Source organism: Kordia jejudonensis (assembly GCF_001005315.1).
Lineage (GTDB): Bacteria > Bacteroidota > Bacteroidia > Flavobacteriales > Flavobacteriaceae > Kordia > Kordia jejudonensis.
This window is the reverse complement of sequence record NZ_LBMG01000005.1, coordinates 87330-110190: the sequence shown is the minus strand read 5'-3', so window position 1 is coordinate 110190 and position 22861 is coordinate 87330. Positions and strand designations below refer to the sequence as shown.

Annotated in this window: 20 protein-coding genes; 10 read left to right on the top strand and 10 right to left on the bottom strand. The window is 33.6% G+C overall.

Features of this window, described 5'->3' with window-relative positions:
* Positions 1-4 precede the first annotated feature (4 nt).
* The 6 genes from AA089_RS04100 to AA089_RS04075 form a co-directional block, all read right to left on the bottom strand.
* Positions 5-2626, bottom strand: coding sequence for a DNA gyrase/topoisomerase IV subunit A (locus tag AA089_RS04100; protein ID WP_046755649.1), 2622 nt, complete (start codon positions 2624-2626; stop codon positions 5-7).
* Positions 2626-3102, bottom strand: coding sequence for a hypothetical protein (locus AA089_RS04095; protein ID WP_046755648.1), 477 nt, complete (start codon positions 3100-3102; stop codon positions 2626-2628). The genes AA089_RS04100 and AA089_RS04095 overlap by 1 nt, the downstream gene beginning before the upstream one ends.
* An 11-nt stretch (positions 3103-3113) precedes the next feature.
* A complete protein-coding gene (locus tag AA089_RS04090; RefSeq protein ID WP_046755647.1) occupies positions 3114-4970 on the bottom strand; it encodes a DNA topoisomerase IV subunit B in 1857 nt (618 codons plus the stop codon).
* Between the two features lie 141 nt (positions 4971-5111).
* Positions 5112-5912 carry a hypothetical protein gene (locus AA089_RS04085; protein WP_046755646.1) on the bottom strand — a complete coding sequence of 267 codons (801 nt, stop codon included), beginning with the start codon at positions 5910-5912 and terminating at the stop codon, positions 5112-5114.
* A 242-nt stretch (positions 5913-6154) separates the two neighbouring features.
* Positions 6155-7246 (bottom strand): redox-regulated ATPase YchF, encoded by a 1092-nt coding sequence (gene ychF / locus AA089_RS04080; RefSeq protein WP_046755645.1) that lies wholly within the window; start codon positions 7244-7246, stop codon positions 6155-6157.
* Positions 7247-7485: 239 nt separating this feature from the next.
* A complete protein-coding gene (locus tag AA089_RS04075; RefSeq protein ID WP_046755644.1) occupies positions 7486-7935 on the bottom strand; it encodes a hypothetical protein in 450 nt (149 codons plus the stop codon).
* Positions 7936-8126: 191 nt separating this feature from the next.
* On the opposite strand from AA089_RS04075, the gene AA089_RS04070 reads away from it, so the two are divergent.
* Entirely contained in the window at positions 8127-10652 is a 2526-nt protein-coding gene (locus tag AA089_RS04070) for a M14 family metallopeptidase (RefSeq protein WP_046755643.1), read from the top strand.
* A gap of 69 nt (positions 10653-10721) precedes the next feature.
* On the opposite strand, the gene AA089_RS04065 is transcribed toward AA089_RS04070, so the two are convergent.
* Positions 10722-11057, bottom strand: a complete 336-nt coding sequence (locus AA089_RS04065; protein ID WP_046755642.1) for a tRNA-binding protein — start codon at positions 11055-11057, stop codon at positions 10722-10724.
* 44 nt (positions 11058-11101) lie between these two features.
* Here AA089_RS04065 and AA089_RS04060 point away from each other — a divergent pair, with 44 nt between their 5' ends.
* Positions 11102-11659, top strand: a complete 558-nt coding sequence (locus AA089_RS04060) for a thioredoxin family protein (RefSeq protein ID WP_046755641.1) — start codon at positions 11102-11104, stop codon at positions 11657-11659.
* A gap of 77 nt (positions 11660-11736) precedes the next feature.
* Here AA089_RS04060 and AA089_RS04055 read toward each other — a convergent pair whose 3' ends face one another.
* Both AA089_RS04055 and AA089_RS04050 read right to left on the bottom strand, forming a co-directional pair.
* Positions 11737-12273: a YfiT family bacillithiol transferase gene (locus AA089_RS04055; RefSeq protein ID WP_046755640.1), complete on the bottom strand. Its 537-nt coding sequence runs from the start codon at positions 12271-12273 to the stop codon at positions 11737-11739.
* Positions 12274-12326: 53 nt separating this feature from the next.
* Positions 12327-13259, bottom strand: coding sequence for a peptidylprolyl isomerase (locus tag AA089_RS04050; protein ID WP_046755639.1), 933 nt, complete (start codon positions 13257-13259; stop codon positions 12327-12329).
* A 460-nt stretch (positions 13260-13719) separates the two neighbouring features.
* Here AA089_RS04050 and AA089_RS24550 point away from each other — a divergent pair, with 460 nt between their 5' ends.
* From AA089_RS24550 to AA089_RS04040, 3 genes are all read left to right on the top strand, one after another.
* Entirely contained in the window at positions 13720-13887 is a 168-nt protein-coding gene (locus tag AA089_RS24550) for a hypothetical protein (RefSeq protein ID WP_156168893.1), read from the top strand.
* A gap of 174 nt (positions 13888-14061) precedes the next feature.
* Positions 14062-16011, top strand: a complete 1950-nt coding sequence (locus tag AA089_RS04045) for a tetratricopeptide repeat-containing sensor histidine kinase (protein WP_046755638.1) — start codon at positions 14062-14064, stop codon at positions 16009-16011.
* Between the two features lie 17 nt (positions 16012-16028).
* Positions 16029-16703, top strand: a complete 675-nt coding sequence (locus AA089_RS04040) for a response regulator (protein WP_046755637.1) — start codon at positions 16029-16031, stop codon at positions 16701-16703.
* Between the two features lie 74 nt (positions 16704-16777).
* On the opposite strand, the gene AA089_RS04035 is transcribed toward AA089_RS04040, so the two are convergent.
* Positions 16778-18985, bottom strand: coding sequence for an ATP-dependent DNA helicase RecQ (locus AA089_RS04035; protein WP_046755636.1), 2208 nt, complete (start codon positions 18983-18985; stop codon positions 16778-16780).
* Positions 18986-19071: 86 nt separating this feature from the next.
* On the opposite strand from AA089_RS04035, the gene AA089_RS04030 reads away from it, so the two are divergent.
* From AA089_RS04030 to AA089_RS04010, 5 genes are all read left to right on the top strand, one after another.
* On the top strand, positions 19072-20040 hold the full coding sequence (locus tag AA089_RS04030; protein WP_046755635.1) for a KpsF/GutQ family sugar-phosphate isomerase: 969 nt from the start codon (positions 19072-19074) through the stop codon (positions 20038-20040).
* Positions 20040-20858 carry a twin-arginine translocase subunit TatC gene (tatC, locus tag AA089_RS04025; protein ID WP_046755634.1) on the top strand — a complete coding sequence of 273 codons (819 nt, stop codon included), beginning with the start codon at positions 20040-20042 and terminating at the stop codon, positions 20856-20858. Before AA089_RS04030 ends, tatC begins: the two co-directional genes overlap by 1 nt.
* A complete protein-coding gene (locus tag AA089_RS04020; protein ID WP_046755633.1) occupies positions 20851-21201 on the top strand; it encodes a carboxymuconolactone decarboxylase family protein in 351 nt (116 codons plus the stop codon). Before tatC ends, AA089_RS04020 begins: the two co-directional genes overlap by 8 nt.
* A gap of 203 nt (positions 21202-21404) precedes the next feature.
* Positions 21405-22145: an LPS export ABC transporter ATP-binding protein gene (lptB, locus tag AA089_RS04015; RefSeq protein WP_046755632.1), complete on the top strand. Its 741-nt coding sequence runs from the start codon at positions 21405-21407 to the stop codon at positions 22143-22145.
* Positions 22146-22267: 122 nt separating this feature from the next.
* The gene (locus tag AA089_RS04010; protein ID WP_046755631.1) at positions 22268-22855 is read left to right on the top strand and encodes a hypothetical protein; all 588 of its coding nucleotides are present in this window, start codon (positions 22268-22270) and stop codon (positions 22853-22855) included.
* The last annotated feature ends 6 nt before the right edge of the window (positions 22856-22861 follow it).

The window sequence follows — 22861 nt, the reverse complement described above, 5'->3', positions numbered from 1 at the left end:
CCAATTAGAACAATCCTATTTGTCCGTCATCAGCTGGTTTTTCGCCGCTTTCACTGCCTTTTACGGTTTCTTCGTCTACAACTTCAATTTCTTCTGCTGGCACTTCTTCTTCCTCTTCATAAGGTAAAGATTCCAACGTATTTATCTGTCGCACTTTATCTGTTGTGAGTTGATTTCCAAGTGCTTTGATTCCTTTTAAAGAAATAAATTCTTCCAAATTGACTTCTAAATTTGGCTTTTGGTCTTTTCCACGTTGTTTGTAGAAAACCACTTCTGCCATTGGTCGCCAATCTGTCATCACAATTTCTAGTTGCGATTTTGGATGATCCGTAATGAATAATTCTACTTTAGACGTATTTTCAACCAAGAAACGTTTTACATAGTAACGTTCTTTTTCTCCATCAAAATAGATGGCTGAAATTGGTTTTTTTGGATTCCATTTTTCCAACACAATCATGTCACTATCAAAATGAGCCGTCAATTCTGGAAGAATGGTTTTGATCTCTCCTTTTTGATTGATGATGAGCAAACGATCTTCTCCTCTAAATTCGCCGATCAATTCGCCTCTTCCATCAACATTCAAACGTTGTACAGTATCGTCAAACCATATTTTACGTGGTTTTAGTGTAGAAACTCCTTTTTCTTTGAGTTCGATACGTTTGATAGCATATTTTGTAACAATGTTTCCTTTTACGCCTCTTCCTTTGATCGATAAATCTGCAAAATCAATATCCCACTTCAACTTTTTGATACTTCCTGCTTGACGTAATAATATCGTAACGATTTCGGCTTCTCCATTTGGATTTGCTGAAAAATACGTTACCATAGAACCACTTTTTCCTTGTGTTAAATCGTACGCTTTGTCACGTGTAACTCCTGTAATTGCAAAACGTTTTATGTAACTTGCGCCACCTTTTCCATCACGATAAATCATGTTGTAAATGGTGCGTTTGTCTTTTTTCTTAAAAATGGCAACATGAATGATGTTTTTGCCAATAAAGGTTTTTGCATCAACACGTGTCACTTGCATTTTTCCGTCGCGTGTAAACACGATAATGTCATCAATATCCGCGCAATCGGCAACATATTCGTCTTTTTTCAATGATGTTCCAACAAAACCTTCTTCCCTATTTACATAGAGTTTTGTGTTTCGAATCACTACTTTTCTCGCATCAACATCATCAAAAATTCTGATTTCAGTTTTACGCTCTTTTCCTTCTCCGTATTGCTTTTTTAAACGTGTAAAATAATCAATAGCAAACGTGATAAGGTTTTCCAAATGATGTCTTACTTCTGCGATAGTTTCTTCTAACGCATCAATTTTTTGTTGTGCTTTGTCAATGTCAAATTTTGAAATACGCTTGATTCGAATTTCCGTCAAACGTGTAATATCTTCAACGGTTACCGCGCGTTTTAAATGTGTTATATGTGGTTTTAAACCTTCATCAATCGCATTGATAACACCTTCCCAAGTTTCTTCTTCTTCTATTTCACGATAGATTCTGTTTTCAATGAAAATTCGCTCTAACGACGCAAAATGCCATTGTTCTTGCAGTTCTGCCAATTGAATTTCCAATTCCGCTTTTAACAATTCTACGGTATGATCTGTAGAACGACGCAACATTTCAGAAACACCTATGAATAAAGGTTTGTTATCATAAATAATACAACCTAATGGCGAAATTGAGCTTTCACAATTCGTAAATGCATACAACGCGTCAATGGTTTTATCTGGCGAAATATTGTTTGGCAAATGCACTAAAATTTCAACATCTGCCGCCGTGTTATCTTCAATCTTTTTAATCTTGATTTTCCCTTTGTCATTTGCTTTCAGAATCGATTCAATTAATGAAGTTGTATTCGTTCCGAAAGGAATTTCAGTAATGACCAAGGTATTTTTATCCTGTTGTGAAATTTTTGCACGAACGCGTACTTTTCCACCGCGTAAACCATCATTGTAATTGCTGGCATCCATAATTCCCGAAGTTGGGAAATCTGGCAAGATGGTAAATCGTTTTCCTTGCAAATGTTTGATGGAAGCATCAATAAGTTCGAGAAAATTGTGTGGTAATATTTTAGTCGATAAACCAACCGCAATTCCTTCCGCACCTTGCGCTAACAACATTGGAAATTTTACAGGAAGATTGACAGGTTCGTTTTTACGACCATCGTATGACAGTTGCCAATCTGTAATTTTTGGACTGAAAACGACATCTAACGCAAATTTAGACAAACGTGCTTCAATATAACGTGAAGCTGCAGCTCTGTCGCCCGTGAGAATGTTTCCCCAGTTTCCTTGTGTGTCAATGAGTAAATCTTTTTGACCAATTTGAACCATGGCATCGGCAATACTGGCATCTCCGTGTGGATGATATTGCATCGTATGTCCAACAATATTGGCTACTTTATTGTAACGCCCATCATCTAAATCCTTCATTGAGTGCATGATACGGCGTTGCACTGGTTTAAAACCATCTTCAATAGCCGGAACTGCTCTTTCTAAAATTACATACGAGGCATAATCCAAAAACCAATCCTTGTACATGCCTGTAACTTTGGTTATGGTATCTTGCGAATTGTTTTCTTGTTGCTGATTTTCAGCATGTAATTCGTTATTTTCTTCCATTAAGAAATTGCGTTATTATGCTTTAAGACTTTGTCTAATGATTGTTTTAATGCTCTTTTTTTTCTGCGACTCAACAATGAAATGTTGAATTGTATTCGTTTTATTTTATTATTTCTCGATTTGATATAGACATATAACAAACAAAACAATATGTAATTTTTGATGCGATAGCTTTTTAGTTTTTCTTTGGGAAATTCTGCTCGTTGTTCTCTGTAATTCACAAAATTGGAGATGAATAATCCTTTGTTGATAAAAGTTAGCACATTGCCATCGCTGTCAAATTCAAAATATTTGGCGCTCGTGTATATCATTACAAAAATCACAACCAAAAAAATTGGAATTAGATACCAAAGTTTTACTTGATTGAATTCATCTTGAAAAAACATAACAAATAATATTGCTACTAAACTTCCCAATCCTAAAAAAAAATAAAGAAATGGAATCCACTTCTTTGTACTTGCGTTACTAAACCGCATATTACTCCCGATTATTTTTCTTCTATCAGATCCAATTCGACCTTCAAGTTATTAATGATAAATTCTTGTCTGTTCGGGGTATTTTTTCCCATGTAGAATTTCAATAATTCTTCAATGGATGTTTCACGATCTAACATGACAGGATCTAAGCGAATGTCGTCTCCAATGAAATGCTTGAATTCATCAGGAGAAATTTCACCTAATCCTTTAAATCGTGTGATTTCTGGTTTCCCAGATAATTTTAATATGGCTGATCTTCGTTCTTCTTCGCTGTAGCAGTAAATGGTTTCTTTTTTGTTTCGAACTCTGAATAATGGTGTTTGTAAGATGTACAAATGTCCCTCTTTTATCAATTCTGGAAAGAACTGCAAGAAGAAGGTAATTAAGAGTAATCGAATGTGCATTCCATCTACATCGGCATCGGTTGCAATTACAATGTTGTTGTAACGCAAGTCTTCCATTGATTCTTCAATGTTTAATGCTGCTTGTAATAAGTTGAATTCTTCATTTTCATAGACAATTTTTTTCGACATTGAATATGAGTTCAACGGTTTTCCACGCAAACTAAAAACCGCTTGTGTATTTACGTCTCTCGATTTTGTGATGGAACCTGATGCAGAATCTCCCTCGGTAATAAATAAAGTAGATTCTAAACGTCTGTCTTTTTTTACATCGCCTAAATGAATTCTACAATCACGTAATTTTTTATTGTGTAAACTTGCTTTTTTAGCACGCTCTTTGGCTAATTTTCGAATTCCTGATAATTCTTTACGTTCACGTTCTGCTTGCAAAATTTTACGTTGAATTTTTTCAGCAGTATCTGGGTTTTTGTGCAAATAGTTATCTAAGTATCGACCCACAAAATCGTTGATGTACGTACGAACTGTTGGCAAATTCCCGCCCATTTCTGTAGAACCCAATTTTGTTTTCGTTTGTGATTCAAAAACGGGTTCCATGACTTTGATACTTACCGCAGAAATGATGGATTTACGAATATCAGAAGCTTCATAGCTTTTTCCGTAGAAATCACGAACTGTTTTTACAATCGCTTCTCTAAAAGCAGCTTGATGCGTTCCACCTTGCGTAGTATGTTGTCCGTTTACAAACGAATGATATTCTTCACTGTATTGTGTTTTACTATGTGTAATTGCTACTTCAATATCATCACCTTCTAAGTGAATGATTGGATATAGCATGTCTTCTTTGTTGTTGTTGTCTTCTAAAAGGTCTTTTAAACCATTTTCCGAAAAGAATTTTTCACCATTAAAAATGATCGTCAAACCTCTGTTTAGATATACATAATTACGAAGCATTTTAGCAACATATTCTGTTCTAAACTTATACTTTTTAAAGATCAATTCATCTGGAATAAACGTAACTTTTGTTCCGCGTCTTCTTGAGGTTTCCTCTAAAAACTCTTTGTCAGTTAGGTTTCCTTGTGCAAATTCGGCTGCACTTGATTTTCCATCACGTGAAGATTCTACTCTAAAGTATGAAGAAAGTGCGTTTACTGCTTTTGTACCCACACCATTTAATCCTACAGATTTTTTAAAAGCTTTGGAATCGTACTTTCCTCCTGTGTTCATTTTGGAAACGACATCAACCACTTTTCCTAATGGAATTCCACGACCGTAATCACGCACGATTACTTTTGTTCCTTGAATAGAAACTTCAATCGTTTTCCCTGCGCCCATTACATATTCATCGATAGAATTGTCAAGTACTTCTTTTACAAGAATGTAAATACCATCATCCGCAGAAGATCCGTCACCCAATTTCCCGATATACATTCCAGGACGCATTCGGATATGCTCTTTCCAGTCTAGTGAACGTATGTTATCTTCGGTATATTGTGTGTTTTCTGCCATAAGTTGAAGTGGTATTAGGGTTGGTTGCTAATATAACACATACCTTTAAAAAATAAAACAGGAACGCCCGAAAATAATCAACAAAAAGCGCAATATTTTTGTGAATATTGCGCTTTTTTAATGGATTATGATATATTTCTATTATTCTGACCAATAACGTAGTGTTACCACAATGAATCCATCACTTCCAACTAAGCTTTGATCTAAGGTTACAATAGCGCTTGAAGCACCATCAAAGTAACCATCATACGCATCAAAACGATAGGTTCCTGCTGGTAAGTTTGCAAAGCTATCAAAGGTGTAGTAATCTGTATAGAAAATTTCACCAGTAGCTTGATTGGTAGCTGCATATCCTGGCAAAGTTCCTGCTGGTACTGAAGCGCCCGAACGCTCATCCACCAATTCAATACGAACATTGTATGTAACTGCTAGTGATTTTAAAGCCGTAGCTTCCGTTTTGATTTCTTTTGCTAAACGAATTTGCGTATTTAGTAATGCTCTAATTTCACGAATTAACTGACGTGCTGTTCCTCTGTTGTTTTGCTGAATTGCCGTTGCTAATGATGCACTTTTGATGCGTACAAAATCTTCATTGCCTTCAATCGTAGAAGCTTTCCCTTGAATGCTTGAAGGATCAATATTACTATTTCCTTGTGCTGCTTGTCCGATGTAATAGATAACTTCATCACTGAATTCTTCTACCACTTCCATGCTAACGTCCATAATTTGAAGATATGTTGCGACATCTGCATTTACATTGTTGTTTACTAAATAGTCTACAGTTAACACTTTTAAAGCCGCTTTTGTTCTTTTGGCTTCGATGAGAATTACATTTGCGGAATCAAATGTTTCGTCTAAATCGTCAATAACTGACTGTTGTGCTTGCATATTCATAACGAATAGCATTAGCACTGCACTGAATGCGTAGGTAATTTTTTTCATGATACATGTGTTTATATGGTTATTCAGCTAAAGTACGACCACAATGTATCTAAATGTTTACTGTTATATTATAAAAATCTTAATGTTTAATCTTACTTTTTGAAGTGATTTTGTATGAAATTTAATATGAAAATGAATAGATTTTATAAGATGAGTGCTATTTACGCAATCAAAACCGCAAATATATGGCATAAAAAAAGTGAACCTTTGGAGTTCACTTTGTTATATTTTTTGAGTAAAATTTATACATTAAACAAGAAATGCATTACATCGCCATCGCCAACAACGTATGCTTTTCCTTCTACTGAAAGTTTTCCTGCTTCTTTTACTTTGGCTTCTGTTCCATAACTTACGTAATCATCATATTTGATTACTTCCGCACGAATGAATCCTTTTTCAAAATCTGTATGAATCACGCCAGCCGCTTGTGGAGCCGTTGAACCAATTGGAATGGTCCACGCACGCACTTCTTTTACACCAGCCGTAAAGTATGTTTGTAAGTCTAATAGTTTGTAAGCGGCACGAATTAAGCGAGAAACGCCAGGTTCTTCTAAACCTATATCTTCCAAGAAAAGTTGACGTTCTTCATAGTCTTCCAATTCTGCAATATCTGCTTCTGTTCCGACTGCTAAAACAATAATTTCTGCATCTTCATCTTTTACAGCTTCACGTACTTTTTCTACATATGCATTTCCAGATTTTGCCGAAGCTTCATCAACATTACACACATATAAAATTGGTTTTGCTGTCAATAATTGAAAACCTTTCATTAATTCTGCTTCATCATCTGAAACTTCTACGGCACGAGCAGAAATTCCTTGTTCTAAAGCAGTTTTGAATTTTTCTAGTGTAGCTTGTTCTTTTTGTGCTTCTTTATTTCCTGTTTTTGCAGCTCTTTTTACTTTTTCCAAACGTTTTTCAACGGTTTCTAAGTCTTTTAGTTGCAATTCGATATCAATCGTTTCTTTGTCACGAATTGGATCAACACTTCCGTCGACGTGTACAATATTGTCATTATCAAAACAACGCAATACGTGCATAATTGCATTACATTCGCGAATGTTTCCAAGAAATTGATTTCCTAAACCTTCACCTTTACTTGCTCCACGAACCAATCCGGCAATATCTACAATTTCTACAGTTGCAGGTACAACACGTTCTGGGTTTACTAATTCTTCTAATTTTTCTATGCGTGTATCAGGTACGTTTACCACACCTAAGTTTGGCTCTATGGTACAAAATGGAAAGTTTGCACTTTGTGCTTTTGCACTTGATAAACAATTAAATAAGGTTGATTTTCCAACATTTGGCAATCCTACAATTCCAGCTTTCATTTGTATGTTTTTATTGTTTTCTATCTGTCAAATGGAACATCTTATACTGTCATTTTTTATCCTTTAGTATGTCAGGAATAGATGTTTCATGTGTATGTTTTGATAAAAATTTTCGTGGTGCAAATATAGTATTTATGCGTAGATATTATAATTTTATTTTTAGACAACTTAGACGTATTAGATTGTTGGATATTTAGAAGCGTTAGATTGTTGAAATTATTTGATACATGTTGGTTACTCTATTTATCCGAGTAAATTGTCAGCGTAAGTTTTTTTCCCATAACAGGTTTTATTAACACATAACCAAAACTTAAAATAAGCGTAAATTTATCTTTAGAATCAAAATAGAAATCTGCCTTTCCCATTTTATTCGATTTTACAATTAAAAATGGTGATGGAGTTACATATTCAACAAGTTCTCGTCCTGTTTCTGGATTAATATTAGTTTTCGGCCTATTATTAATAATTCGTATGGTTTGTTCTACATGTAAACTGTCTTTTGTTAGTATTGATAAACGCAACAGGAAACTCTTTGAATCTAAATGTTCACTTACTTTAGCACTATAATTAGTCGCTTTAATTTCTTGACCGTAAAGACTTATTCCTTTTGAAGGATTTTGATAAATATAACTTCTACAGCTTATCAAGAAACTGCATGCTAATATATAAATAAGCAATTTGTATTTCATATTTTAAATATAACAAAAATAAGGAAGTCTAAATCATTTAAATAAATTCAAAAACACTTCTCGAAAATAGAAATAATATTCACTTTTACATTTATAATTTAGCGTCATTTTTTGTTAAATACGGTATTCACGTTTTGAATTGAATCTCAAATAGTTGATTTTTGTACTTCAAACCAAACCAAAACAGTTAGATGTCTCAATTTTCAAGATGTATCTTAAGTGTACTTTTTCTGAGTACTTTCGCGTTAAGCGCACAAGAAACCACTTCACTTTCGTATTATTTACCACAAGATGTAACGTATAATAAAAGCATTCCAACACCAGAAAGTGTTATTGGTCATCCTGTGGGAAAATGGCATGTAACGCATGATAAATTGGTTATGTATATGAAAGTTTTGGCGAAAAGTTCAGATCGTATTACGCTGGAAGATCGTGGAAAAACCTTTGAAGATCGTCCGTTGTTATTATTGACCGTGACTTCGCCGAAGAATCATCAAGATATTGAAACTATTCGTAAAGAACATGTTTCGTTGACTGAAACTAGCGGACAAAATACAGATGTTTCTAAGATGCCAATTGTGGTGTATCAAGGATTTTCTATTCATGGAAATGAAGCTAGCGGAAGTAATGCAGCATTGCTCCTCGCCTATCATTTGGCTGCTGCAGAAGGAGATGCCATGTATGATTTACTCAATAATACGGTCATTTTATTAGATCCTTCTTACAATCCTGATGGATTGCAGCGTTTTGCAAGTTGGGTAAATATGCACAAAAGCGAACATTTAATTTCGGATCCACAAGACAGAGAATATAGTGAATCGTGGCCACGCGGACGTACCAATCATTATTGGTTTGATATGAATAGAGATTGGTTGCCTGTACAATTGCCAGAATCGAGAGCGCGGATTCAATCGTTTCATAGTTGGATGCCAAATATTTTGACAGATCATCATGAAATGGGTTCAAATTCTTCGTTCTTTTTTCAACCTGGAATTCCTTCACGAACGCATCCGCTAACGCCTCAGATGAATCAAGATTTGACGAAAGAAATTGGTACTTATCACGCAAAAGCATTTGATAAAATTGGTTCTTTATACTATACAGAAGAAAGTTTTGACGATTTTTATTACGGAAAAGGTTCTACGTTTCCTGATGTGAATGGAAGTATCGGAATTTTGTTTGAACAAGGAAGTGCACGTGGACATGTACAAGAAACAGAAAATGGTTTGCTAACATTTCCTTTTGCGATTCGAAATCAGTTTACAGCAGCTTTATCTACATTGGAAGCAGCAAAGAAGATGCGAACGAAAGTATTGAAATATCAGCAACAATTTTATAAAGACGCACAAGTTTTTAAATCACCACAACTAGGAAAAGCAATTGTTTTTGGAGATGAAAAAGATGCAGCAAAAACGTATCACTTTGCGGAAATGTTACAAAGACATCAAATTGCATTTCATGAAGTAAAAAACGACTTTACACATAACGGAAAAAGGTATAAAAAAGGTGCAAGTTATATTGTGCCAACCAATCAGCGACAAAGCAAATTGATTGCTGCAATGTTTGAAAAACGCACAGAGTTTCAAGACAGTTTGTTTTATGATGTTTCTGCGTGGACATTGCCTTTAGCGTACAATTTACAGTACGATGCGTTAAATTCTATTTCGAATGCTGGTACAAAAGTGACCAATTTGAAAGCGCCAAATGGTGCGGTAAAAGGAAACGGAAACTATGCATATCTTTTTGAGTGGAATGAATATTATTCGCCGAAAGCATTGGCACAAATTAAAGCAAAAGGATTGCGTGCAAAAGTTGCGATGAAACCATTCACTTTGGAAGGAAATCGGTATGATTATGGAACGATTATGATTCCTGTGCAAAATCAAAAGTTGAATGCGCAAGAAATTAAAGAATTTCTGAATACAGTTGCCAAAGAAAGTCATTTGATTATTACGGCTGTTCGTTCTGGCTTGACCGAAGGAATTGATTTGGGAAGTAATAATTTTGAAGCAATACAAGATACTAAAATTGCGATGTTGGTTGGTGGAAGTATCAATTCGTATGATGCTGGAGAAATTTGGCATTTGTTTGATCAGCGTTATGAAATTCCGTTAACAAAGCTAGATGTTCGAAACTTTGGCAGAATGGATTTAGACAAATACACACACATTATTTTACCAAATACGTATTCGTTAGATTCAAATGACACCAATAAACTAAAGTCTTGGGTTCAACAAGGCGGAACAATTATAGGTTACAGAAATACAAGTCGTTTTTTGAGTAATAAGAAGTTCATTTCCTTAGAATTTAAAAAGACGGAAATTGAAGCGAAGAATGTTTCGTTTGGCGACAGAAGAAATCACAATGGTGCGCAAGTGATTGGTGGCGCTATTTTTAATACAAAAATTGACCGTTCGCATCCAATCAATTTTGGGTATTTACATGATGAATTGCCAATATTTAGAAATACGACATTGTTTATTGAACCACATAAAAGAAGTTATAATAATCCAATTCAATACACTAATAATCCATTGTTAAGTGGTTATATTTCAGAAGAAAACTTGGAACATTTAAAGAATAGTGTGCCGTTTCAAACTTCACGATTGGGAAGCGGACGCGTGATTATTTTTACGGATAATACAAACTTTAGAGCTTTTTGGTACGGAACCAATAAGTTGTTGATGAACGCGATTTTCTTTTCGAATATGATGTAAGTTGGGTTTTGGGTTTTGGGTTTTGGGTCTTGGGTTTTAGGTCTTGGGTCTTTGGTGTTGGGTTTTGGGTTATGAGATTTTTAGACCATTTGGAATTTTTTCTGAAGGCTGCATTAAAATGACATCATCGCCATCAACTGCGCCCATAACTAAGCATTCTGAGAAAAAGTTCGCAATTTGTTTTTTAGGAAAATTTACAACTGCCATGATTTGTTTTCCAATCAATTCATCTTTGGTATAGCGTTTTGTGATTTGCGCTGAAGATTTTCGAATTCCAATTGTTGAACCAAAGTCAATTGTGAGCTGATACGCTGGTTTTCTGGCTTTTGGAAAATCGTTTACTTCGGTAATTGTCCCGATACGCATGTCTACTTTTTCAAAATCGTTCCAAGTTAAGTCGCTCATTGTATTTTTTTGAGTAAATTTAAACCATAAAAACGAAATAACAAATGGCACTTACTCCTTCTAATATGCTTTCTTTAGGTACGAAAGCTCCCGATTTTATGTTGTATGATACCGTTTCTGACCAAAATGTTTTCTTAAATCAAGAAAAAGGAAAAAAAGGAACGGTAATTATGTTTATCTGTAATCATTGTCCGTTTGTAAAACATGTGAATGCAGGAATTGTACAATTGGCAAACGATTATATGGACAAAGGAATTGGTTTTATTGCAATTTCTAGTAATGACGCTGTTAAATATCCTGATGATGCGCCTGATATGATGCAAAAAAATGCCAAAAAAGAAAAGTTTCCTTTTGTGTATTTATATGATGAATATCAAAATATTGCAAGAGCTTATGATGCGGCATGCACACCTGATTTTTACATTTTTGATGCTACATTGAAGTTGGTGTATCGTGGGCAATTAGACGATTCGCGTCCAAGTAACGGAATTCCAGTTACTGGAAAAGATATGCGAACGGCTTTGGATGCTTTGTTGAGCGGAAATGAAATTCCACAAGATCAAAAACCGAGTATTGGTTGTAATATTAAGTGGATTTCTTAGGTGTGTTGGTATGTTAGTGTTTTAGGAAGTAAACTTTTTTTAATTTAACATTCAGCATTTAACATTTATAATTCAACTCACTTCCAGTTTTCACGAATCATTAATTGATTGATATGTTCGTAATGATGATTGCAATGCCAAGCGTAGATTCCAATATTTTCTTTTAATGATACTTCTTCATTTCCTTCTGGATGAATGAATATTTGATTTAATTCATGATTGCTTAAACCTTTTAAAAAATAGGTCCATTTTGCATGCAACGCAGTAAGTGAATCTAGTGAAAGTTTAATGGGAGCATTTTTACTATCAAACAATTCCGCCCAACGATCTTCAAAATAAGCTTTAATTACAGGTTTATCTTCTGTTAATGTCCATTTGAATCGTGTGTAACTGTTGTGATGACTATCTGCTAAATGATGAATCACTTGTCTTACAGTCCAACCATCTGGACGATACGGCGTATTTAGTTGCGTTTCAGAAAGGTTTTCTACTAACGTTTTTAATCGTTCAGGGAATTTTTCTAATACTTCAATCCAATCAATAATATGTTTAGTAGTTATGAGTGTTGGAATTTGTATTTTCCCGATAGGATATTTTAATTTTTCTAAATCCATAGTATTTACAAGCAATAAAAAACGCTCTGAGATTTTCAGAGCGTTTTGTGTATTTATTTTACATCCATAAGTTCAACATCGAACATGAGTGTTGCATTTGGCGGAATAACGCCTCCTGCACCTCTTTCTCCGTATGCTAAGTGTGGTGGAATGACAAAACGAGCTTTATCGCCTATTTTCAATAATGCGATTCCTTCATCCCAACCTGGAATTACATTTCCTTGTCCTAATGGGAAATCGATTGGTTCATTTCTTTTATAAGAAGAATCAAAAACGCCGCCATCAGGAAACATTCCTTTATAGTGTACAGAAACTATTTTTCCTTTTTCTGCTTGCGCTCCTTCTCCTTTTTGAATGATTTTATAACGCAAACCACTTTCTGTTTTGTCAAAACCTGTAGCAATTTCTTCCAATGCTTTTTCTGCTTTTTCCTTCGCTGCTTTTTCTCTTGCGGCTTTGGCACCATCAAACAATCTAAATGCTTCTACGGCTTTAAATGCTTCCGCTTCTGCTCCAACACGTACAATTTCCACTGTATTTATGACATCACCTTGTGCAATAGCATCTACAACTTCTTGTCCATGTGCTACATTTCCAAAAACGGTATGTTTTCCGTCTAACCAAGGAGTTGCTACATGCGTGATAAAGAATTGGCTTCCATTTGTTCCTGGACCAGCATTTGCCATTGAAAGTACTCCTGGTTCACTATGTGTAAGTTCTGGATGAAACTCATCATCAAATGTATATCCTGGGCTTCCTGTTCCAGTTCCTTGTGGACAACCACCTTGAATCATAAAATCTGGAATAACTCTATGGAATTTTAAGCCATCATAATAAGGAGTTCCTTGTGATTTTGCATTATTTTCAAGTTGTCCTTCAGCTAATGCAACAAAGTTTCCAACTGTTCCTGGTGTTTTTTTAAAAGTTAAGTTGATTAAAATTTCACCTTTAGTAGTGTGCAATTTTGCGTATAATCCGTCTTCCATTTGTATATTTTTAATTTAAAGTGCGAAGATACACAACCTTCTACAATTAATAAATAAGTACTTTGAAATATTATTGAATGATGTTTTACTGTTAAACCATATTTATTTTATCGGAAAACCATACCACATTTCCCTAAGATGATTTTAACTTGATTTCATAAATCAAGTTAAAAATCTTTTAATTTAACACTATTGATTATCAGATAGTTAACTTTATTTTTTTGAAAAAGTGATTCAAATTTTGTCAAACATTACTAAGAAGAATGCTATTTACTAGAATTCTCTATAAAACAAATGTATGACAAGTTGTTTTTCGTAGTATACAAAAATATAGGAAGATTATTACGGTAATAACTTACAAATTATAAAAATTTACTTTTTCAATAAATAGTTTTAAAAAAAATGATTAACAGAATAGAAAAAAGATAACTAGTAAATAACTTAATTAAAATTTAAAAAAATGAAAAAAGTATTCGGATTATTCGCCTTATTAGTAGTAGTAAACTTAGGATTTATAGCTTGTGAGCCAAACAGCACTTCTGATGCAGGAGACGATAATGTATTTGAAAATGTAACAGGGACTGAAGATACTGATGTTGAACATGATCAACCTAATCAAGAAGGCTAAAAAATGCAAAAAACATATATAAAAAAGTCTTAAGCAAGTGTTTAAGACTTTTTTTTGTGAAAAAATACAAATAGATTTGTATACTAATACTAAAAAAAATTGTTCAAGAAGATTTACATCCTATTATTTTTTTTCCCAACATATTGCCTCTGTCAAAACGTTGGAAATGGTACAGTGGAATTTTCTACTGATGAGTCATCTATTGAAAAACTTATTAGCGAATCTAGAGAAAAGAAATTAGACCTTGTTATACGGAAGGCAGCCATTGATAAAGCCTACAAGTTAGTATTAGAAGAAGATAATACTATTGAAAAAAGTAAATTATTACAAAAAATTTCAAACACATATCTAAATTTAAAAGATTCAACAAGTTTCAAAAAGACAAATAAAGTTGGTAAAGCTGTTTCTACAGCTATAAATGATTCAATAACTTTAGCCAATCATCATTGGAACTTAGGTTTTTTTTACAACAGAAATAGTAAAAAAGATAGTGCCTTTTACTTCTACGACAAGGCTAAAAATATATTTGATGAATTAAATCCTGATCCTGACGAGAATGTTGCAAGATTACTTCTTAACATGGCTAGAATTCAAAAAGATCTAAAAGATTATACTGGTAGTGAAGTAACTACATTTGCTGCTATCAGAATATTTGAGGTTTTAGAAGACTACAGTAGGCTCTATTATTGCTATAATAACTTAGGAATTATTTTTAAAAATCTTGAAGATTATGATAAGTCTCTTGAATATCATAATACAGCTTTGAGCTATCTCAAAAAGATTGAAGATAATGATAAATTAACAAGATTTACTCTTAACGATATAGGTCTAGTTTACAGATATCAAGGTAAATATGAAGATGCTATTAATAATTTTAAACAAGCACTTGCTTACGATAGTTTGTATATCAAAGATCCTAAACAATATGCGAGATTACTCGATAATTTGGCATATACAAAATTTTTATCTAATGATGTTAGTGAATTACCCGATCTCTTTTATACTGCTTTAAAAATTAGAGATAGTATAAAATATGAATCTGGTGTTGCAGTAAGTAAAATGCATTTAGCAGAATATTTCTTGGAACAAAAAGATACTATTCAAAGTTTAAAATATGTATCTGAAGCTAGGAAGTCTGCTATTGAATCAAACAACGTTAAACAAAAACTAAATTCTTTATTATTATCATCTAAAATTGATGATGAAAATGGAACTGCATATTTGAATACATATATTCATATAAATGATAGCTTAATAAAGCATGAAAGAAAAGCTCAAAATAAATTTGCCAGAATACGCTTTGAAACAGATAAATATATCAGTAGGAATGAAAAACTAAATGTTCAAATTAACTGGATTGTGGCTATTTCATCTGCATTGGTATTCTTCAGTTTCCTTATTTATGTAATCACACAACAGCGAACACGTAATAAAGAACTGGAAATGGAACAGCAACAACAACGTGCCAATGAAGAGATTTATAACTTGATGATTGATCAACAAGATAAGATTGAAGAAGGTCGAAAACGTGAAAAAGAACGCATATCTTTAGAACTTCATGATGGAATTTTGGGAAGATTGTTCGGAACACGACTCAGTTTGGGAAGTTTAAACGCAAAAGATGATGCAAATTCCAAAAAAACACGCGAACAGTATATCAATGAGCTTCAGAGTATTGAGGAAGAAGTAAGAAATATTTCACACGAATTGGGGCTGGATAATTTTGACACAACGACGAGTTATAGTACAATGATTACAAATCTTTTGGAAGAACAGTCAAAAATAACTAACTTTAAATACCAGATTGAGGATGATGATCGTATTGTTTGGACAGATATTCCAGGTCATATAAAGATCAATATTTACCGAATTATACAAGAATCAGTCCAGAATATTAATAAATACGCGAAAGCGAAAAACGTAATACTAGATTTTAAAAAGAACGATAATCATATCATTTTAACCATTAAAGACGATGGCGTAGGATTCAATCAGGAAAAGAGAAGCAGTGGAATTGGATTAAAAAATATGAGATCGAGAGTAACTTTACTTCACGGGCAATTTACCATAAACTCGGTTCCAGGTAAAGGAACATCTATTAGTGTTGACGTTCCAATGACGTAGAGACTTAACCTATACATATGAGCAATAAAGATATTAAAGTACTAATCGTTGATGATCATCCAATGATTATTGAAGGCTATAAAAATGCCTTATTGGGAATCAATTCTGACGAAATGACTTTGCGAATTGACACTTCAGACAGTTGTGATGGTGCATACGCAAAAATTAAAAATGCATCGACAGGTACAGCCTACGATGTCGTTTTTTTAGATATTAAATTACCTCCTTCTTCCGATGGAAAAATCATTTCGGGAGAAGATTTAGGAATCAAAGTAAAAGAATTACTTCCTGATACTAAAGTTGTTATCTTAACAATGTTTAACAATAACTTTAGAATTCATAATATTCTCAAAAATATAAATCCTGATGGCTTTTTAGTAAAAAGTGATGTTACTTCAGATGAACTCATGCGCGCGTTTCAAGTTGTATTAACCGATCCGCCATATTACAGTCATACAGTTACAAAATTACTTCGAACACGAATTATCAATGAAGTTGTGTTAGATGATATTGATAGAAATATTCTTTTTCATCTCTCAAAAGGAATAAAAACGAAGAATTTAACCGAATATATTCCTTTATCACTTGCCGCCATTGAAAAACGAAAACGTCACTTAAAAGAAGTTTTTGATGTTGAAAAGAAAGGTGACGAATCATTACTAGAACAAGCTAGAAACACAGGATTTCTATAAAATAATTTACAAAAATGATATAAAAAAAGCTGTTTGAACACTCAAACAGCTTTTTTAATTTCTTATATTTCTATCTAGTTTGCTACATCACTGATGAACTTGATGCGATACAGTCGTAACTCTTCATCATCATAATCGCCATCGAACTCTTCCATAGCTTCTGAAATTTTATCATTTTCAGATTCTAAGAAATATTCATGAATCTCTTCTTGTTGATCTTCATCCAATACTTCATCTATCCAATAATTAATATTCAGCTTAGTTCCACTATATACAATTTGCTCCATTTCTTTAATAAAATCGGGCATTGCCAACCCTTTTGCCGCAGCAATATCATCTAGTGGAAGCTTTCTATCTACGTTTTGAATGATGTATAATTTCAAAGCAGAATTAACTCCTGTACTTTTTACAACCAAATCATCAGGACGAACAACATCGTTTTCATCAACATACTTCTTGATAAAATCAATAAAATCTTTCCCGTATTTCTTAGCTTTTCCATCTCCTACTCCGTGAATATTTTTCATTTCCTCTATAGAAATAGGATATTTTAAAGCCATATCTTCCAAAGATGGATCTTGAAAAACCACGAAAGGCGGCACTCCTAAACGTTTAGAAACCTTTTTTCGTAAATCCTTCAACATATTCATCAATTGCTGATCTGCAACAGCGCCACCAACTTTAGCGGCTGTAATAATACTATCATTAGTTGCGTCGTCAAAACTATGATCTTCCGTCATCATAAATGATGTTGGATTTTCAATAAAGTTCAATCCTGCTTCGGTAAGTTTGATAACGCCATACGTCTCAATATCTTTTCGAAGTAAACCAGCAACTAATACTTGACGAATTAATGCCATCCAGTATTTATCGTCATGAGATTTTCCAGAACCAAAAAATGATTGTAAATGTGTTTTGTGTGATTTAATCAAAGCATTTTCATGTCCAATTAAAACATTTACCACATTACGCGATTTATAGGTTTGTTTTGTATTTTGAATGGTTTTTAACAGCTCAACAACTTGGTCTTGCGCTTCTATCTTCTTTTTTGGAAAACGTACGTTATCATCCATGTCTGCTCCTTCTCCATCATCTGGAAATTCTTCTCCGAAATAATGAAGAATAAATTTTCTTCTAGAAATAGACGTTTCCGCATAAGCTACAACTTCTTGCAACAATGCATGGCCAATTTCTTGTTCGGCAACAGGCTTACCTGACATGAATTTTTCAAGCTTTTCAATATCTTTATAAGCATAAAAAGCCAAACAATGTCCTTCGCCACCATCTCTACCTGCACGTCCAGTTTCTTGGTAGTAACTTTCAATACTTTTTGGAATATCATGGTGAATTACAAAACGAACATCTGGTTTGTCAATTCCCATACCAAACGCAATTGTAGCAACAACCACGTCACATTCTTCCATCAAAAACATATCTTGATGTCGCGCACGTTTTTTAGGATCTAAACCAGCGTGATACGGAACTGCATTAATTCCATTTACTTGTAAAACTTGTGCCAATTCTTCCACACGTTTACGACTCAAACAATAAACAATACCACTTTTTCCTGCATTTTGTTTGATAAATCGTGTGATATCTGCATCCACATTTTTGCCTTTCGGACGTACTTCATAATAGAGATTGGGTCTATTAAACGAAGCTTTAAATGTGTTTGCGTCCGACATTCCTAAGTTTTTAAGAATATCTTCTTGCACTTTCGGAGTTGCTGTAGCTGTCAATCCAATAATTGGAATTTCGTCTCCTAAGTTTTCAATTTTTTTAATAATGTTTTTGAGATTTCTGTATTCAGGACGAAAATCGTGTCCCCATTCTGAAATACAGTGGGCTTCATCAACGGCCATAAATGAAATTGGCACAGTTCGTAAAAACTCTACGTTTTCTTCTTTCGTCAATGATTCTGGCGCTACATACAATAATTTTGTAACACCATTCGTAATGTCTTCTTTAACTTGTTTTGTCTCAGCTTTGGTAAGCGAAGAATTTAAAACATGTGCAATACCATTTTCCGAGGATATTCCTCGCAATGCATCCACTTGGTTCTTCATTAAGGCAATTAGGGGAGAAACAACAATAGCAGTACCTTCTTTCATTAATGCTGGCAATTGGTAACATAACGATTTACCGCCTCCAGTTGGCATAATGACAAAAGTATTCGTATTGCTGATAATGCTTTTAATAACTTCTTCCTGTAGTCCCTTGAATTGACCGAACCCGAAGTGCTTCTTTAGTTCCTTGTGTAAGTCAATTTCCAATAAACTCATTCTATCTTTTTACTATTTTACATACATTTGCAATTCACTAAAGATACTATTTTCTTTAGTAACAACAATTTTTAAACTTATTCATTTTGAAATATAAAGATAGTATTATTAGTGTTGCCAAGCAAACCATTGAAACAGAATATAATGCAATAAAAAATTTAATCTCTTTAATTGATGACGAGTTTGCAGAAGCTGTCTCCTATATCTACAATTCTAGCGGTAGAGTTGTCGTGACTGGAATTGGTAAAAGTGCAAACATTGCAACAAAAATTGTAGCTACGTTAAATTCTACCGGAACACCTGCAATTTTTATGCATGCGGCTGATGCAATTCATGGCGATTTAGGAATAATTCAAGAAGATGATACGGTAATTTGTATTTCTAAAAGCGGCAATACGCCTGAAATCAAAGTATTAGTTCCGTTAATTAAAAATAGTAACAATAAATTAATCGCAATTACGTCTAACAAGGAATCATTTTTAGGAATGCAAGCAGATTATGTCTTGCATGCATATGTTGAAAAAGAAGCGTGTCCGAACGGATTGGCACCAACAACAAGCACAACCGCACAATTAGTTTTAGGCGATGCGTTGGCAATTTGTTTGCTAGAACTACGCGGATTTTCAAGTAAAGACTTTGCAAAATATCATCCAGGTGGCGCTTTGGGTAAAAAATTGTACTTGCGTGTAAACGATTTAGCTTCTGTAAATCAAAAACCAAAAGTACATTTGGAAAGCTCTGTAAAAGATGTCATTGTAGAAATTTCAAAAGGAATGTTGGGTGCAACAGCAGTTGTAACTGAGGATGATGAAATTATTGGTGTAATTACGGATGGAGATATTCGACGTATGTTATCAAACAATGATTTCATAGGAAATCTTAAAGCTAGCGACATCATGTCGTCTAATCCGAAACAAATTGCCAACGATGCAATGGCTGTAGAAGCACTAGAAGTCATGGAAGACAACGGAATTTCACAATTAATGGTAGAAGAAGGTGGAAAATATGCAGGAATCGTACATTTGCATAACTTAGTTAAAGAAGGAATACTATAATGGGGAAAAACAAAAATGAAATGTCGTTCTTAGATCACTTAGAAGAACTAAGATGGCACCTTATCCGAAGTTTTACGGCTATATTCATCATTGCAATTGTCGTATTTGTTTATATCGAAACGATTTATGACAATTTATTAATAGTCCATTTGGATGGAAATTTTGTAACCTACAAATTTTTCTGTAAAGTATTCCAACTCATTGGAGTTGAAAGCGATTTCTGTAACTTAGAATTTCAAGCTGAATTGATAAATGTGAATGCTACTGGGCAATTTACTATGGCAATTTGGACTTCTTTAATTCTCGGATTAATCTTTGCTTTTCCATACATTATATATGAATTATGGCGATTTATTATGCCAGGATTAAGTCCAAAAGAACGTGGAAAATCAAGATGGTTTATCGTCTTGGCTTCGCTCCTATTCTTTGTCGGATTATTATTTAGTTACTATGTAATTATGCCAATGTCATCGTACTTTTTCTATAATTTCGAAATTACAGAACAAATAAAAAATACTATTACCGCACAATCACACATCAGTTTACTAACCAACACATTACTAGGAGTTTCCTTAGTGTTTGAATTGCCGTTGGTAATTTATTTCCTATCAAAATTAGGATTAATTACTCCTTCATTCTTACGCAAATATAGAAAACATGCGATTGTTGTTGTTTTAATCTTAGCAGCGATAATTACACCGCCCGATGTCGCAAGTCAGATTGTAGTAGCAATTCCAATATTAATCCTATACGAAATAGGAATCATCATATCAAAAAGAGTAGAAAAAAACTATAAAAAGAAATTTAAACATGGCTAATCAAGTAGAAGAATTTAACGCCTACAGAGCTAAAATGAACGATAAAATTTTAGCAGATAACAATAAAATAATCAAACGCATATTTAATCTAGATACCAATGCTTTTTCAGCAGGCGCGTTGGATGTACAAACAAAAGAATTGCTCGGTTTGGTAGCTTCAACAGTTTTGCGCTGTGATGATTGTGTAAAATATCACTTAGAATCTTGCTACAAAGAAGGTTTGAGCAAAGAAAAAGTAGTGGAAACCTTAAGTATTGCTACGTTAATTGGCGGTACAATTGTAATTCCACATTTGCGAAGAGCGTACGAATATTGGGAAGCACTAGAAAATCAAGATTTATAGACCGCTACGCTGTTAGAATATAGATAATAGACTTATAAGGAAATCAAAATTTAGATGTCATTTCGAGCGCAGTCGAGAAACAAATAGAGCAAACGCGAATATTTACAATACAGAATAATAATAATACCACGTTAATTAAGTATTAAAAAACAGCGCTGTTATACTGAAATTAGTATTTTTACGCTGTTTAATGACCAAAGTATATGATTTTAAGAGCCGATAGTATCATGAAGTCCTACAAAGGACGAAAAGTTGTAAAAGGAATTTCCCTTGAAGTAAACCAGGGAGAAATTGTTGGTTTACTAGGTCCAAATGGAGCCGGAAAAACTACTTCTTTTTACATGATTGTAGGATTGATAAAGCCTAACGGTGGAAACATTTACTTGGACGACATGGAAATTACGAATTATCCAATGTACAAACGTGCGCAAAATGGTATCGGATATTTGGCACAAGAAGCTTCTGTATTTCGTAAACTTAGCATTGAAGAAAACATATTAAGTGTATTGCAATTGACAAAAATGTCGAAAAAAGAGCAACACATGAAAATGGAATCGCTAATTGAAGAATTTGGCTTAGGACACATTCGAAAAAACCGTGGCGATTTACTTTCTGGTGGAGAACGAAGACGAACTGAAATTGCGCGTGCACTAGCAACAGATCCAAAATTTGTATTGTTAGATGAACCGTTTGCAGGAGTTGATCCAGTTGCGGTTGAAGACATTCAGCGAATTATTGCACATTTAAAAAACAAAAACATTGGAATTTTAATTACGGATCACAACGTACAAGAAACACTTGCTATTACTGACAGAACGTACTTAATGTTTGAAGGTAACATCTTAAAAGCTGGAAAACCTAGAGAATTGGCAGAAGACGAAATGGTTCGTAAAGTATACTTAGGTCAGAATTTCGAATTACGCGAAAAGAAATTAGATTTTTAACTCCAATCAGTAATACTTCAAAAAGCGTATTCAAGTTACTTTTTATCAAACTAATATTTGATGAATTTATGTCCGCTTATATAATTCAGAAAAAATAAATATTTCAAACCAATAGTGCTTCTATGAAATTCAAACTGACACTTCTACTCCTTTTTATGTTAAATTTTTCATGTTTTGCACAGCTCAATCCTTCAAAAATTATTTTAAAATCAGGAGATACAATCACTGGTGTTATTGGAAAATTAAAAAGCAAGACATTCAAATATAAAAGGTATTCAAAAGCAAAACCCGAAGAGATTAATTTCTCTGATATAAGTTCTGTCCAGATTAGTTATAGTAAGAATTCTATTAAAACATATACGTTTTTTGCAACTCAGGAAAATGACAAGTTAATTGCTGTTGAAGAACTCGTTATTGGGGAGAAAGTACAACTTTATGGTGTTGTATATAATACACGTAGTTTCGTTGCTAATTCCTCACTAAGTCATAGTCAAACAGTGGTAACGTACTATCTGAAGAAGAGTTCTGAGACCAAATTAACAAAATTAGGTCCTTATGATCCGTTAACTAATAACCTGAAAGCAAAAACATTAGCTTATTTTTCAGATTGCAAAAATTTAATTGAAAAAATTAACACTAAAGAATTTAGAATACGAGATGGTTTGGAACAAATTGTTACATTTTACAATGAAAATTGTGACTCAGATTAATTGATT

Coding starts and splice junctions, on each gene's coding strand:
- AA089_RS04100 (WP_046755649.1), bottom strand. CDS start 2,626: ATGGAAGAAAATAACGAATTACATGCTGAAAATCAGCAACAAGAAAAC.
- AA089_RS04095 (WP_046755648.1), bottom strand. CDS start 3,102: ATGCGGTTTAGTAACGCAAGTACAAAGAAGTGGATTCCATTTCTTTAT.
- AA089_RS04090 (WP_046755647.1), bottom strand. CDS start 4,970: ATGGCAGAAAACACACAATATACCGAAGATAACATACGTTCACTAGAC.
- AA089_RS04085 (WP_046755646.1), bottom strand. CDS start 5,912: ATGAAAAAAATTACCTACGCATTCAGTGCAGTGCTAATGCTATTCGTT.
- ychF (WP_046755645.1), bottom strand. CDS start 7,246: ATGAAAGCTGGAATTGTAGGATTGCCAAATGTTGGAAAATCAACCTTA.
- AA089_RS04075 (WP_046755644.1), bottom strand. CDS start 7,935: ATGAAATACAAATTGCTTATTTATATATTAGCATGCAGTTTCTTGATA.
- AA089_RS04070 (WP_046755643.1), top strand. CDS start 8,127: ATGTCTCAATTTTCAAGATGTATCTTAAGTGTACTTTTTCTGAGTACT.
- AA089_RS04065 (WP_046755642.1), bottom strand. CDS start 11,057: ATGAGCGACTTAACTTGGAACGATTTTGAAAAAGTAGACATGCGTATC.
- AA089_RS04060 (WP_046755641.1), top strand. CDS start 11,102: ATGGCACTTACTCCTTCTAATATGCTTTCTTTAGGTACGAAAGCTCCC.
- AA089_RS04055 (WP_046755640.1), bottom strand. CDS start 12,273: ATGGATTTAGAAAAATTAAAATATCCTATCGGGAAAATACAAATTCCA.
- AA089_RS04050 (WP_046755639.1), bottom strand. CDS start 13,259: ATGGAAGACGGATTATACGCAAAATTGCACACTACTAAAGGTGAAATT.
- AA089_RS24550 (WP_156168893.1), top strand. CDS start 13,720: ATGAAAAAAGTATTCGGATTATTCGCCTTATTAGTAGTAGTAAACTTA.
- AA089_RS04040 (WP_046755637.1), top strand. CDS start 16,029: ATGAGCAATAAAGATATTAAAGTACTAATCGTTGATGATCATCCAATG.
- AA089_RS04035 (WP_046755636.1), bottom strand. CDS start 18,985: ATGAGTTTATTGGAAATTGACTTACACAAGGAACTAAAGAAGCACTTC.
- tatC (WP_046755634.1), top strand. CDS start 20,040: ATGGGGAAAAACAAAAATGAAATGTCGTTCTTAGATCACTTAGAAGAA.
- AA089_RS04020 (WP_046755633.1), top strand. CDS start 20,851: ATGGCTAATCAAGTAGAAGAATTTAACGCCTACAGAGCTAAAATGAAC.
- lptB (WP_046755632.1), top strand. CDS start 21,405: ATGATTTTAAGAGCCGATAGTATCATGAAGTCCTACAAAGGACGAAAA.
- AA089_RS04010 (WP_046755631.1), top strand. CDS start 22,268: ATGAAATTCAAACTGACACTTCTACTCCTTTTTATGTTAAATTTTTCA.